13 protein-coding genes are annotated in these 13,836 nt (G+C 57.8%); 3 read left to right on the forward strand and 10 right to left on the reverse strand.

Features of this window, described 5'->3' with window-relative positions; all coding sequences use genetic code 11:
* Positions 1-32: 32 nt before the first annotated feature.
* Positions 33-1,988, reverse strand: a complete 1,956-nt coding sequence (gene dnaG / locus CFII64_RS11275) for a DNA primase (protein WP_020290904.1) — start codon at positions 1,986-1,988, stop codon at positions 33-35.
* Positions 1,989-2,530: 542 nt separating this feature from the next.
* Positions 2,531-2,746 carry a 30S ribosomal protein S21 gene (gene rpsU / locus CFII64_RS11280; RefSeq protein WP_002551877.1) on the reverse strand — a complete coding sequence of 72 codons (216 nt, stop codon included), beginning with the start codon at positions 2,744-2,746 and terminating at the stop codon, positions 2,531-2,533.
* A gap of 198 nt (positions 2,747-2,944) precedes the next feature.
* Between rpsU and tsaD the strand changes: the two genes are divergently transcribed.
* Positions 2,945-3,970 carry a tRNA (adenosine(37)-N6)-threonylcarbamoyltransferase complex transferase subunit TsaD gene (tsaD, locus tag CFII64_RS11285; RefSeq protein ID WP_020290905.1) on the forward strand — a complete coding sequence of 342 codons (1,026 nt, stop codon included), beginning with the start codon at positions 2,945-2,947 and terminating at the stop codon, positions 3,968-3,970.
* Positions 3,971-4,010: 40 nt separating this feature from the next.
* Here tsaD and plsY read toward each other — a convergent pair whose 3' ends face one another.
* A complete protein-coding gene (gene plsY, locus CFII64_RS11290) occupies positions 4,011-4,580 on the reverse strand; it encodes a glycerol-3-phosphate 1-O-acyltransferase PlsY (RefSeq protein WP_020290906.1) in 570 nt (189 codons plus the stop codon).
* A 75-nt stretch (positions 4,581-4,655) separates the two neighbouring features.
* On the opposite strand from plsY, the gene folB reads away from it, so the two are divergent.
* Positions 4,656-5,009, forward strand: a complete 354-nt coding sequence (gene folB / locus CFII64_RS11295; protein ID WP_020290907.1) for a dihydroneopterin aldolase — start codon at positions 4,656-4,658, stop codon at positions 5,007-5,009.
* On the forward strand, positions 5,000-5,542 hold the full coding sequence (gene folK / locus CFII64_RS11300; RefSeq protein WP_020290908.1) for a 2-amino-4-hydroxy-6-hydroxymethyldihydropteridine diphosphokinase: 543 nt from the start codon (positions 5,000-5,002) through the stop codon (positions 5,540-5,542). The genes folB and folK overlap by 10 nt, the downstream gene beginning before the upstream one ends.
* Before the next feature lie 109 nt (positions 5,543-5,651).
* Here folK and CFII64_RS11305 read toward each other — a convergent pair whose 3' ends face one another.
* From CFII64_RS11305 to apaG, 7 genes are all read right to left on the reverse strand, one after another.
* Complete coding sequence (locus tag CFII64_RS11305; protein ID WP_020290909.1) at positions 5,652-6,881, reverse strand: multifunctional CCA addition/repair protein; 1,230 nt, start codon at positions 6,879-6,881, stop codon at positions 5,652-5,654.
* Between the two features lie 108 nt (positions 6,882-6,989).
* The gene (locus tag CFII64_RS11310) at positions 6,990-8,549 is read right to left on the reverse strand and encodes a SpoVR family protein (RefSeq protein ID WP_020290910.1); all 1,560 of its coding nucleotides are present in this window, start codon (positions 8,547-8,549) and stop codon (positions 6,990-6,992) included.
* Entirely contained in the window at positions 8,546-9,817 is a 1,272-nt protein-coding gene (locus tag CFII64_RS11315) for a YeaH/YhbH family protein (RefSeq protein ID WP_020290911.1), read from the reverse strand. Before CFII64_RS11315 ends, CFII64_RS11310 begins: the two co-directional genes overlap by 4 nt.
* Positions 9,818-9,934: 117 nt before the next feature.
* Positions 9,935-11,857 (reverse strand): PrkA family serine protein kinase, encoded by a 1,923-nt coding sequence (locus CFII64_RS11320; RefSeq protein ID WP_020290912.1) that lies wholly within the window; start codon positions 11,855-11,857, stop codon positions 9,935-9,937.
* Between the two features lie 287 nt (positions 11,858-12,144).
* The gene (glpE, locus tag CFII64_RS11325) at positions 12,145-12,465 is read right to left on the reverse strand and encodes a thiosulfate sulfurtransferase GlpE (RefSeq protein WP_020290913.1); all 321 of its coding nucleotides are present in this window, start codon (positions 12,463-12,465) and stop codon (positions 12,145-12,147) included.
* 30 nt (positions 12,466-12,495) lie between these two features.
* Positions 12,496-13,377, reverse strand: coding sequence for a symmetrical bis(5'-nucleosyl)-tetraphosphatase (locus tag CFII64_RS11330; RefSeq protein ID WP_020290914.1), 882 nt, complete (start codon positions 13,375-13,377; stop codon positions 12,496-12,498).
* Positions 13,377-13,757, reverse strand: coding sequence for a Co2+/Mg2+ efflux protein ApaG (gene apaG / locus CFII64_RS11335; protein ID WP_020290915.1), 381 nt, complete (start codon positions 13,755-13,757; stop codon positions 13,377-13,379). The genes CFII64_RS11330 and apaG overlap by 1 nt, the downstream gene beginning before the upstream one ends.
* Positions 13,758-13,836: the final 79 nt, after the last annotated feature.

A 13,836-nucleotide genomic window follows, 5' to 3' on the forward strand; every position in this document is an offset into this window, starting at 1 on the left:
AACAAGCCGAGGATTATACCCGAGCTATGACCTCACGCGCCAGTTGAGGTCGGGGTTTGTGCAGGAACATTACGAATTAGCAGGTCACGCAGCTGAATTTTCTCTTCAGCGCTCAACTCGGTCTGACGTGCCTTCTTGATCAGATGTTCCAGGCTACGCTCGCGTTGGCGGGCGGATAAACTAGTAATAGTGTCGAAAAACTGCTGTTCAAGGTTATCGGCCTCGATCAACCATTCCTTCTCTGCCAGTGCTCGCAACAGGCGACCTTGTTCGGTGCCGTGCCAGCGTGCAATCAGTTGCAGTGATCTTAAGTTGGGGTTTTTTTGCAAAGCTTCAAGCAAAGCCACCAACAATTGTGCATAAATGTGATCTTCTGCCGCGAAATGACTGGCATCTTCGACCTTTGCTGCCAGCTCCGGATGATGCAGTAACGTCCGCAAAGCTGTCAGTGTTGGTGGTTCGACGGTGGTCGGCGTGCGCGGGACACGTGGTTCGTAGTCAGGTCGCTTGCCTTTTTTGTCCCACGGCTTCTTTTCCCACTTTTTCTGGCCTTGGCCAGTGCCTTTTTTCGCGGTCCAGTCCTGCTGTCCTTCGTACCCTCCGGGTTGCTGATAATCAGCATAGTCGGGCATTGCGTCATAATCGATGTTCGGGTCGTAGCTGGGTGGCGCTTCAGCAGGCGCGTTCTGCACCAGCTGACTGACGGCCTCGCTGTTGAGCCCGGTTATTTCCGTGAGGCGCTGACGCATCAGGGTCTTGAGATTCGCTCCCGGCACCTTGTCGATCAGTGGCGCGGCAAGCGTCGCCATGTGCGCCTTGCCTTCCAGTGAGCGTGGATCGGCTTCCTTGGTCAGCTGTTCGAAAAAGTAATCGGCCAGCGGTTGTGCGTGTTGATTGATGCGCGCCTTGAACGCATCGGTGCCTTCGGAGCGCACCAGGGTGTCCGGGTCTTCGCCTTCGGGCAAAAACAGGAAGCGCGCGCGGCGTCCATCCTGAAGACTGGAAAGCGTCGCTTCCAGGGCGCGCCAGGCGGCGTTTCGGCCAGCCTGGTCGCCGTCGAAACAGAACAGCACGTTCGGCACGACCCGAAACAGGCGCTTCAAATGCTCTTCGCTGGTGGCAGTACCCAGCGTGGCGACGGCATTGCGCAAGCCCTGCTGGGCCAGCGCAATGACGTCCATGTAGCCTTCGACCACGATGATTTCGTCGAGGCTGCGATTGTGCTTGCGCGCTTCGAACAGACCGTACAGTTCCTGGCCTTTGTGAAACACCGGAGTTTCCGGTGAGTTCAGGTACTTGGGCTTGTCATCGCCCAATACCCGACCACCAAAGGCAATCACTCGCCCGCGACTGTCGCGGATCGGAAACATCACACGATCACGAAACCGGTCGTAACGTTTGCCGGTTTCCGCGTTTTCAATCAGCAGGCCGGCATCGATCATGGCTTTTTGCTGGAGCGTGTCGCTGCCCAGATGCTTGTGCAGGTTGTCCCAGCCGGGCGGGGCAAAGCCGAGGCTGAAGTCCCGAGCGATTTCCCCAGACAGGCCACGGCCTTTCAGGTAATCCACCGCAGATTTGCGGGTCGGATGACTCTTGAGTGCCTGTCGGTAAAATTCCGCTGCGGCGGTCAGCAACGGGTACAGCGGCGAGTCGGTCGGTTGGCGGGGTTTCTGGCCTTTGACGCTCTGCTCGCGGGGTACTTCCATGCCCGCGGCTTTGGCAAGGTCTTCGACGGCCTGAGGGAAATCCAGGTTGTCGTGATCCATGATGAAGCCGAGGGCATTGCCGCCCGCGCCGCAACCGAAGCAGTAATAGAACTGCTTGTCGGGGCTGACGCTGAACGACGGTGTCTTTTCCTTGTGGAACGGGCAACAGGCGCTGTAGTTCTTCCCGGTTTTCTTCAATTGCAGACGTGAGCTGACAATATCGACAATGTCGGTACGGTTCAGAAGGTCGTCAATGAAGCTCTGAGGAATAAGCCCGGCCATGGAATTCTCATCATCAAGCGTTTCGCCGCGAACATCGTGGCGAATCCAGAATACAGCGACGGTTGGCTGGTTGGCAGATCATGGCTGAAAGACATGCGCCATTGAGCACCAGTGCCGACTCATCATTATCCGGAAGAGTAGCTGCCAGCAAATCCACCTGTAGGTATCTGTCTAGATCAGGTAGTCAGGGCTTGGTATTTTTGGGTTCGGCTGCTGCTGCGAGCTGAGGGCTGCGAGTTGGACTTCGGCCTGCTGCCTCGGTTTTCGCTCAGCGGTCGAGAAGGACGCTGCCTTGGCTGAACTTCTTGCGAAGGTCATCAAGGCATACTCGTCATGCACCCTGATTTGCTCTCGTCGGTATCGACGAAATCAAAGTGGCCTGAGTTCAGGCTGGACGTGCTTTGACGGAGTGTTTGTGCCGGATGTGGTCGCGTGGGCGACTCAAACAGCCTCAGTCAATGTAGCGTTATGCTGTGCTTTAACTGCCGCTAGCCCGGCTTTGAGGCCGGGCGTTGCAGAAGCTTGCGACGGACGTCTGTAAATTAATACAGGCGAACGGCGCGGCGCTGTTCGCGCTGTACTTTCTTGGCGTGACGCTTAACAGCGGCTGCTGCTTTACGCTTACGCTCAGAAGTCGGCTTCTCGTAAAATTCGCGGCTACGAACTTCAGCCAGAACACCGGCTTTTTCGCAGGAGCGCTTGAAACGACGCAGAGCTACGTCGAAGGGTTCGTTCTCTTTAACTTTGACGGCTGGCATCCAGAGCTACCTTCATTCATTACCGGGGTCAACGCCTCGTGCAAAAACTGCACATAAGTACGTCGGTTTTTAAGGGTTGCGGATGTTAACCCCTCATTGAGAGGAATGCAAAGCCTCTGATCGAAAACCGCTGGTCGGGGCCTTGGGCGGCGACTATTATGCGCGCCTTCGAATTCAGCCTCTACAAGGCGCAAACCCATGCTAGTACTGGGATTAGAAACTTCTTGCGACGAAACCGGCGTCGCGCTCTACGACAGTGAGCGCGGCCTGCTTTCCGATGCATTATTCAGCCAGATCGATCTGCATCGCGCCTATGGCGGCGTGGTGCCAGAGCTGGCTTCGCGTGATCACGTCAAGCGCATGCTGCCCCTGATCCGTCAGGTGCTGGCCGACGCCGGTGTGGTCGCCGAGGACATCGATGCCATCGCATACACAGCAGGGCCGGGGCTTGTAGGTGCTTTGCTGGTCGGCGCTTCCTGTGCGCAGGCGCTGGCGTTTGCCTGGGACATTCCGGCGTTGGGCGTGCATCACATGGAAGGCCATTTACTGGCACCGATGCTCGAAGAACAGCCGCCCGAGTTCCCGTTCGTCGCTTTGTTGGTTTCCGGTGGTCATACGCAGCTGGTTCGCGTCGATGGCATCGGCCTGTATCAACTGCTCGGCGACACGCTGGACGACGCGGCGGGCGAGGCATTCGACAAGACTGCGAAAATGATGGGCATGCAATATCCCGGTGGTCCGGAGATCGCGGCATTGGCAACCAAAGGTGTGGCGGGACGTTTCGTCTTCCCAAGGCCCATGACTGACCGGCCGGGTCTGGATTTCAGCTTCAGCGGCCTGAAAACCTCCGCCCTGAACACCTGGCAGCAATGCCAAAGCGCTGGGGACGACAACGAGCAAACCCGTTGCGACATCTCGCTGGCCTTCCAGACGGCCGTGGTGGAGACTTTGACCATCAAGTGCAAGCGGGCCCTGAAACAGGCTGGCATGAAGCGCCTGGTAATCGCTGGCGGCGTCAGCGCGAACAAGGCGTTGCGCACCTCACTGGAAAAGATGCTCGGTGATCTGCACGGCAATGTGTTTTATGCGCGCCCTGAATTCTGTACCGACAACGGCGCGATGATCGCCTTTGCCGGTTGCCAGCGTTTACAGGCCGGGCAGAAAGAAGATTTGAGTATCACGGTGCAAGCGCGCTGGCCAATGGAGCAGTTGTCCGGGTTGTAGGCCATGCGTGGCTAACCTGAGCGGGATTCACCGGGCGCATTCAAAAATGCCGTTCGCGCCCTGCGAACAGGTCGCGTAGATTGCCTCGGTGGCGCCAGACGATCAGTAGCGTCAGCACGCTCATGGGCAGCAGCGCCAGCGGTTCTTTCCAGGCCAGCAGTGGCAGGGTCAGCGGCGTCGCGATCAACGCAGCCAGCGAGCTGGTGCGGGTCATGTAGAACACCAATGCCCAGGCGCTGATAGCCAGGGCTGCGGCGGGGGCATACAGGCCCAGCAGCATGCCGGCCGCGGTGGCGACGCCTTTGCCGCCGCGAAAGCGGAAGTACAGCGGGAAGAGGTGGCCGAGCACGGCGCAGACGCCGATCCAGGCTTGTTCGCGGGGATTCATGCCGCAAAGCCCGGCGATGAGGACCGGGATCAGGCCTTTGCACACGTCGCCGATCAGGGTGAGGATCGCAAGTTTCTTGCCGGCCAGGCGCAACATGTTGGTGGCACCGGCGTTGCCGGAACCACTGGCGCGGGGGTCCGGGCTGCCAGTGAGGCGGCTGAGCAATATGGCGAAGGACAGTGAGCCAAGCAGGTAGGCGAAGATCGCCAGTAACCAAAACATGCTAACCATTCCGGGCGAGGAAGCCCTGATTCTAACGGCGCATCGCGCCCTTGTCGTGCAGTGGAGAGTAAGTGCTTGGACAGAGTTTTCATCGAAGGCCTGGAAGTTGACACGGTGATCGGCGCCTATGACTGGGAGCGCGGCATTCGCCAGTGCCTGCGCCTGGACCTCAGCTTCGGCTGGGACAACCGGCCCGCTGCTGCCGGCGATGATCTGAGCAAGGCGCTCGACTACGCCAGCGTCTCGACGCGCATCCAGGCATTTGCCGAGCAGGCGCAGTTTCAGTTGGTCGAGACCTTTGCCGAGCGCCTGGCCGAAGTGCTGATGAGCGAGTTCAATATCCCTTGGTTGCACCTCAAGCTGACCAAGCCCGGCGCCGTTGCGGCCGCTTCTGGTGTGGGCGTGGAGATCGAGCGCGGATGTCGCTAACCCGGATTTACCTAGGTCTCGGCAGTAACATCGAGCGCGAAAAGCACTTGGTTGCGGGGCTCGAAGCCCTGGACGTATTCGTCAGCGAAATCAGCTGTTCGCCGGTTTTCGAGAGCCTGCCGGTGGGCATCAAAAGTGGTCCGTTTTTCAATCTGGTGGTGACCGGCCTGACCGATCTGCCATTGATGGAGCTGGATCGCAGGCTGAAATTCATCGAAGCCGACAATGGTCGCTACGCCCCGGAGCGCAAGGGTTTGCCGCTGGATATCGACGTGTTGCTGTACGGCGATCAGGTCGGTAACTTCGACGGTTTGATCCTGCCGCGTGCCGAGATTCTGAAAAATGCTTTCGTGCTGTGGCCTTTGTCGCTGATTGCGGCGGATCGTTCGCATCCTGGTGTAGGCATCCCGTTCCAGAAGCTGTGGGCAGATGCGCAGATTGAGCAGCAATTGTGGCCGGTAGCGTTCGAATGGCGGGGGACGCAGCTGACGCCGGAAGGGTTGTTGCAGGCTGGCTCGCAGTCAATAGACTGACCTTTGTGGGAGCGAGCTTGCTCGCGAAGAGGTCGACTCATGCGGCAAATTCCAGCGTCTGAAATACTGCCTTCGCAAGCAAGCTTGCTCCCACAATTTCAGAACTCGCTCAACTGTTGTAATCCGCCTTGTAAATCTTCAGCGCATCCAGCCGCTCTACCTTGAGCGCTTCGCCCAGCTCCTGGCCCTTCAGGCCTTTTTCCAGCAATGGCTGGACCGAAACAGCGCGTGCCGCCTGGGCCGCGCCGCGTAGGTAATCGGCTTGTGGGTAGCTGCGTTCTTCGAAGCCGTGACGTCCCCGCGCATCCATCTCGCAGGCCACGATGAAATCCTCGAAGCGCTGGGGTCGGCGATAGACGTCGAAGCTGTGCAGCAAGTCCAGCAAGGTCGAGGGTTTCAGTTCAAGGGCGCGGTGGCCATGGGTGTGATATTGCCCGACCAGCAGGGCCAGTTCCTGACATTCCCTGGGCACCCGAAAGCGCGTGTTCATGGCCTTGATCAGGCGCAGGCCGGTGTGTTCATGGGCGGTATGGCGTGGCCAGTCCGCCTCCGGCGTCAGGCCTTTGCCGACATCGTGCAGCAGGCAAGCCCAGCGCACGCTCAGCGGTTGTTGGTGTTTGGCGGCCTGCTGCAGGACGCTGAGGACATGCACGCCGGTGTCGATTTCCGGATGGTGAGCTTCAGGCTGCGGAACGCCGAACAGCGCGTCGATTTCCGGCAGCAGCTCTTTCAGCGCGCCACATTCACGCAGCACTTCGATGAACACTTGAGGCTGGCTTTCCATGAGCGCGCGGGAGATTTCCTTCCAGCTGCGTTCGGGCGTCAGGGCTTCCAGTTCGCCTGATGCGCTCAACTGGCGCATCAATTCCAGGGTCTCTGGCGCGATGCTGAAACCGTCGGGTGCATAGCGCGCGGCGAAGCGTGCCACGCGCAACACGCGCAACGGATCTTCGGCGAACGCCGGGGATACGTGACGTAAAATGCGCCCTTCAAGGTCGTGTTGGCCGCCGTAAGGATCGGTCAGGTTGCCGTCTTTATCTTCGGCAATGGCGTTGATTGTAAGGTCGCGGCGGATCAAATCTTCTTCGAGAGTGACTTCCGGGCTGGCATGAAAAACGAAGCCGCCATAGCCGCGCCCGCTTTTGCGCTCGGTGCGGGCGAGGGCGTATTCCTCACCGGTCAGTGGGTGCAGAAACACCGGGAAGTCGGTGCCGACCGGGCGATAACCCTTGATCAGCATTTCTTCAGTGGTCGCGCCAACCACGACCCAATCGACATCGGTAACGGGTTTCCCCAGCAGGCGATCGCGAACGGCGCCGCCAACTTTATAAATCTGCATAAAAAGCCTCCGTAAGCGCGACAGGATAAACCTTGCGTCGCCCTCGCGGAGGTAAAACCGAATCAAGATCAGCCAGTGTTCAGAAACGCCCACTGGCTGATCTGGCTCCTAGAGGTGAACTACCGCCAGATCAAGCCGGGGATATTCACTGTCGTGCTCACCCCGGGGGGGCACGTGATGAGTCTTGACGACCTGGTCGCCTTGCACGGTTTCCAGATGAATATCGAAGCCCCACAGCCTATGCAGGTGTTTGAGTACCTCGTCGGTGGAGTCGCCCAATGGTTTGCGGTCGTGTTGCTGGTGGCGCAATGTCAGTGACCGGTCGCCGCGGCGATCAATGCTGTAGATCTGGATGTTGGGTTCGCGATTGCCCAGGTTGTATTGAGCCGCCAAGGTTTCCCGGATAATCCGGTAGCCGGGTTCGTCATGAATCGCAGGCACCAGCAGGTCGTCTTTCTGGTCGTCGTCCATGATGCTGAACAGCTTCAGGTCGCGGATGACCTTGGGTGACAGGTATTGCAGGATAAAACTCTCGTCCTTGAAGCTGCTCATGGCGAACTTCACTGCGGTCAGCCAATCGGTGCCGGCAATGTCGGGGAACCAGTGGCGGTCCTCTTCGGTGGGCTCCTCGCAGATCCGCCGGATGTCGCGATACATCGCAAAACCGAGGGTATAAGGGTTGATCCCGCTGTAGTACGGACTGTCGAAGCCGGGTTGATAGACCACGCTGGTGTGGGAAGTCAGAAACTCCATCATGAAACCGTCAGTCACCAGGCCTTCGTCATACAAGTCATTCATCAGGGTGTAATGCCAGAACGTTGCCCAGCCTTCGTTCATCACCTGAGTCTGACGCTGCGGGTAGAAATACTGGGCGATCTTGCGCACGATTCGCACCACTTCACGCTGCCAGGGCTCCAGCAATGGCGCGTGTTTTTCGATGAAGTACAGAATGTTTTCCTGGGGTTCGGCCGGGAAGCGTGCGTTGTCCTCCTTGCTGTATTTGTCCGCGCTTTTCGGAATGGTGCGCCACAGATCATTGATCTGTTTCTGCAGGTGCTCTTCACGATCCTTCTGGCGACGACGTTCTTCTTCGGCCGAGATCGGATAAGGGCGCTTGTAACGGTCAACGCCATAATTCATCAGGGCATGGCAGGAATCGAGCAGATCCTCGACCGCGTCGATACCGTGGCGCTCCTCGCATTGCATGATGTACTGCTTGGCAAACACCAGGTAATCGATGATCGAACTGGCGTCGGTCCAGGTGCGGAACAGGTAATTACCCTTGAAGAAGCTGTTGTGGCCATAGCAGGCGTGGGCCACGACCAGGGCTTGCATGCAGATGGTGTTTTCTTCCATCAGGTACGCGATGCACGGATCGGAGTTGATAACGATTTCATAGGCCAGACCCATCTGGCCACGCGAGTAGGATTTTTCCGTACTGAGGAAGTGCTTGCCGTAGGACCAGTGGTGATAGCCCAACGGCATCCCCACTGACGCATAGGCGTCCATCATCTGTTCAGCCGTGATGACTTCAATCTGGTTGGGATACGTATCCAGGGCGTAACGGTCCGCAATACGGCTGATCTCGCGGTCGTACGCCTGAATAAGTTCGAATGTCCACTCTGAACCCGTGGAGAGGGGTTGGCGCTTCTGCTCTCTAGCGGTCATGTCACTAACCTGCGCTGGAAGAGTTCACGGAATACCGGATAGATATCACCGGCAGAGACCAGCTGCTGCTGGGCAAACGTATCGGCAAAGGCGTCGCCGATGCGCTCGTATTCGAACCATAAGGCCTGATGTTCCCGTGGGGTAATTTCCACGTAAGTGTAGTACTGCACAAACGGCATGATTTGCTTGATCAGGATTTCACGGCAGATCGGCGAATCGTCGTTCCAGTTGTCGCCGTCCGAAGCCTGGGCGGCGTAGATGTTCCATTCGTTGGTTGGATAACGTTCAGCCATGATCTCCTGCATCAGTTTCAAGGCGCTGGACACGATGGTGCCGCCAGTTTCCCGCGAATAGAAGAACTCTTCCTCGTCGACTTCCCGGGCGCTGGTGTGGTGGCGGATGAACACCACTTCAATCTTGTCGTAATTTCGCTTCAGGAACAGATACAGCAGGATGAAAAAGCGCTTGGCGATGTCCTTGGTCGCCTGGGTCATGGAGCCGGAAACGTCCATCAGGCAAAACATCACGGCCTTGGAGCTCGGGTTGGGCTGTTTGACCAGCAGGTTGTATTTCAGGTCGAAGGTGTCCAGGTAGGGCACCCGTTTGATCCGCGCCCGCAGCCGCTCGATTTCAACTTCAAGTTCCTGAATGTCGCCGAAGTTGTCCGGTTCTTCGCGCTTCATGCGCTCAAGTTCGCTGATCGCTTCCTTGAGCTTGCCTCGGCTGCTGCCGGACAAGGCAATGCGTCGCGCATGGGCCGAGCGCAAGGTGCGGATGATGTTGATGCGTGAGGGATTGCCCTCGTTGCTGATGCCCGCGCGGACGGTTTTGTAGGTGTCGGTCCCGGTCAGATTGCGTTTGACCAGATTGGGCAGTTCGAGGTCTTCGAACATGAACTCCAGAAACTCTTCCTGAGTGATCTGGAACACGAACTCATCCATGCCTTCGCCGGAGTTGCTCGCCTTGCCCGGACCTTTGCCGCCGCCACCGCCTTGTGGGCGGGCGATATGTTCGCCGGTGGTGAATTCTTTGTTGCCGGGATGGACCACCGTCTGCTTGCCGCCACGGCCATGGTGAAGCACCGGTTCGTCGATATCGCGACCCGGAATGCTGATTTGTTCGCCATGCTCCATGTCGGTGATGGAGCGCCGGCTCACGGCCTCTTCAACTGCTTTTTTGATGTGGTCACGGTAGCGCCGCAAAAACCGCTGGCGGTTCACCGTGCTCTTGTTCTTGCCATTGAGACGTCGGTCGATCACATAGCTCATGGGCCCCTCCGGGGAGCTTCAAGTTGTGAGCCGCAAGCTGCAAGTCGAAGCAATCACCCTGACATCAGGCTTGCATGCTTCTTCCTTACAGCTTGTAGCTTGACGCTTGCAGCTGCCTTACTGCGACTTCCGGACCCGTAGGTACCATTCGGAAAGAAGCCGTACCTGTTTGTCGGTGTAGCCCCGCTCGACCATTCTGGTAACGAAGTCGTTGTGTTTCTGTTGATCCTCTTTGCTGGCTTTGGCGTTGAAGCTGATGACCGGCAGCAAGTCCTCGGTGTTGGAGAACATTTTCTTCTCGATCACGACACGCAGCTTCTCGTAACTGAGCCAGGTTGGATTTTTGCCATTGTTGTTGGCACGGGCCCGCAATACGAAGTTGACGATCTCGTTGCGGAAATCCTTCGGATTGCTGATCCCGGCCGGTTTCTCGATTTTTTCCAGTTCTTCGTTCAGTGCCACGCGGTTGAGAATTTCTCCGGTTTCCGGGTCGCGGTATTCCTGATCCTGAATCCAGAAATCGGCGTAAAGCACGTAGCGGTCGAAGATGTTCTGGCCGTACTCGCTGTAGGACTCAAGGTAGGCGGTCTGGATTTCCTTGCCGATGAACTCGATGTAGCGCGGCGCCAGGTATTCCTTGATGAAGCGCAGGTAGCGCTCGCGGGTTTCGGCCTGGAATTGTTCCTGTTCGATCTGCTGTTCGAGTACGTACAGCAAATGCACCGGGTTGGCGGCGATTTCGTGTGGATCGAAGTTGAACACCTTGGAGAGGATCTTGAACGCGAAGCGCGTGGAAAGACCGTTCATGCCCTCGTCGACGCCCGCGTTGTCGCGGTATTCCTGGATCGACTTGGCCTTTGGATCGGTGTCCTTGAGGTTCTCGCCGTCGTACACGCGCATCTTGGAGTAGATGTTGGAGTTTTCCGGCTCTTTGAGGCGCGACAGGGTGGTGAACTGCGCCAGCATTTTCAGGGTGTCGGGTGCGCAATGCGCCTTGGCCAACGAACTGTTGAACAGCAGCTTGTCGTAAATTTTGATCTCGTCGCTGACACGCAGGCAGTACGGCACCTTCACGATATAAATCCGGTCGATGAAGGCTTCGTTGTTCTTGTTGTTACGGAAGCTGTGCCATTCCGATTCGTTGGAGTGGGCCAGCAAAATACCCGTGAACGGAATCGCGCCCAGGCCTTCGGTACTGTTGTAGTTACCTTCCTGGGTGGCGGTGAGCAGTGGGTGCAGCACCTTGATCGGCGCCTTGAACATTTCGACGAATTCCATCAGGCCCTGGTTGGCCCGGCAGAGTGCGCCCGAGTAGCTGTAGGCGTCGGCATCGTTTTGCGGGAATTCTTCCAGCTTGCGGATATCGACCTTGCCGACCAGCGCGGAAATGTCCTGGTTGTTCTCGTCACCGGGTTCGGTTTTGGCGACGGCGATTTGATTGAGGATGGATGGATAGAGTTTTACGACTTTGAACTGGCTGATGTCGCCCCCGAACTCAGCCAGACGCTTGGTCGCCCAGGGCGACATGATGGTGCTCAGGTAGCGTCGGGGAATACCGAAGTCTTCCTCGAGAATCGCCCCGTCTTCAGTGGCGTTGAACAGCCCCAGTGGCGACTCGAAAACCGGCGAGCCCTTGATGGCGTAGAACGGCACCTTTTCGATCAGCTGTTTGAGTTTTTCAGCCAGCGATGACTTGCCGCCACCAACCGGGCCGAGCAGATACAGGATTTGTTTCTTCTCTTCCAGGCCCTGAGCGGCATGGCGGAAATACGACACGATCTGATCGATGCATTCTTCCATCCCGTGGAAGTCGGCAAAGGCCGGATAGCGGCGGATCACTTTGTTGGAGAAGATTCTCGATAACCGGGAATTGACCGACGTGTCGACCAGCTCCGGTTCGCCGATGGCCAGCAAGAGGCGTTCCGCCGCAGACGCGTAGGCGCTGCGATCCTGCTTACAGAGCTCTAAATACTCCTGTAAGGAGAGCTCCTCCTGGCGTGTCGATTCAAAGCGTTGTTGGAAGTGGCTAAAAATACTCATGACGTCACCTCGCTCGATACGTAGAGCCGGCGGCGGATCGTCAGTCGATGCTGGCAGCAGCTGTGAATCCAGTTGCCGTTTACCCCCCAGAACACCATAAAAGTAGCTACCGATGACCCACGCGCCGGTGTACCGGCTCTCCCCTGATTTCGGATGGCCTGAGGCTAAGGATAGTTCGGAATCGGAAAGATAAAGAAGGGATGAACAATAAGTCAGGCCAACCGTTCGTCAGTTGGCCCGCCAACCCGCGCAGGACGCGGGATCAGCTGTCATAAAAAATATTTCGCTCAGCCCTGGGCTGTTTCGCTCGGGAAGGTGCTGCGCCATAGCTCGAATCCGCCGTCCAGGCTGTACACATCCGAGAAACCCTGGCTCACCAGGTAGGCCGCAGCGCTCTGGCTCGAATTGCCGTGATAGCAGACGACCACCAGCGGTTTGTCCAGATCGGCTTCGCGGATGAAGTCCGAGATGGACTGGTTATCCAGATGCAGGGAGTTGGGTATGTGGTTGCTGGCGAACGTCTGTGGGTCGCGTACATCCACAAGCACAGCGCCTTGTTCGCGCAAGGCTTGAGCCTGTTCGGGAGGAATGCGTTTGAACTCGGTCATGTCTGGCTCCTGTTTGTGGGTGTATTGATTCTAGCGTCCGGCCGGGATGACGGGGCTTTGGGTGATGGTCCTGGCGGAACCGGATTCTGCGTTGCCCTGGGCGTCGCAATCGCAATGATGCCTTTGCAGCGTATCGACATTAAGCAGCGTCAGGGCTGAACCCCAGACGCAACCGGTGTCGAGGGCAAACACGCCGGGCTCGTTGCAGCGGCCTTCCAGCGCAGCCCAGTGACCGAAGATGATCTTCACGTCGCGGGTCTTGCGTTCCTTGTGGCTGAACCATGGGGCGTAGCCGGGCAGGGCGGTATCTGCACCTTCCTTGCCTTTGAGGTCGAGCTTGCCTTCGCTGGTGCAAAAGCGCATACGAGTGAAGTAGTTGGTGATCACGCGCAAGCGCGTCACGCCCTGCAGATCACTGTCCCATTTGTTGGGTTCGTTGCCATACATGCCGTCGAGGAACGGCTCATAGAGCAGATCGTCATGCAGGGCGTTTTCGACTTCGGCCGCGTGTTTGAGCGCCTTCTTCAGCGTCCATTGCGGCGGGATGCCGGCATGCACCATCGCGACGTTACGCTCGGCATCGTAATGCATGATCTTTTGCTGGCGCAGCCACGCCAGCAGGACATCGCGATCCGGCGCGTCGAGAATCTCGCGCAGCGTGTCGCCTTTCTTCAGACGCTCGATCTTGCGTGAGACCGCCAGCAAGTGCAGGTCGTGATTGCCCAGCACGCAGATCAGGGACTCGCGGATGTTGTAGAGGAACCGTAATGTTTCGAGGGATTGCGGGCCGCGGTTGACCAGATCACCCACCAGCCACAAGCGGTCCTTTGCCGGATCAAATTGCACATGGTTCAGCAGGCATTGCAGCGGTTCCAGGCAACCTTGCAGGTCGCCAACGGCATACACCGCCATCAGTGCAGAGCCCCCGGCACAGCCAGGCGGAACGGTGCGATCACGGCGTCGAAGCGTTTGCCGTCTTCGGCGAGCATCTGGTAAGTGCCCTGCATGTTGCCGACCTTGGTGGTCATTACTGTGCCACTGCTGTAGGTGTGGCTTTGACCGGCATCGATCAAGGGTTGCTGACCGACAACGCCGTCGCCGCGCACTTCCTCGACATGGCCATCGCCGTCAGTGATCACCCAATGACGGGACAGCAGCTTGGCAGGCAACTCGCCGCTGTTGTGCACGGTCACGGTATAGGCGAACGCAAAACGGTTCTGATCGGGTTGCGACTGTTCTGCGAGGAAACGCGTGACGACGCTGACGTCGACCTGGTAACGGGAATCAGACATGCAGTAGGCCTTGAAAGCAAATGCGAATAAAAACCGGAAAGCCGGGGAAGTCAGTCTAGGACATGTGGGCTGGATAGAC

Origin of the sequence: Pseudomonas sp. CFII64 (assembly GCF_000416235.1) — a bacterium.
Taxonomy (GTDB): Bacteria; Pseudomonadota; Gammaproteobacteria; order Pseudomonadales; family Pseudomonadaceae; genus Aquipseudomonas.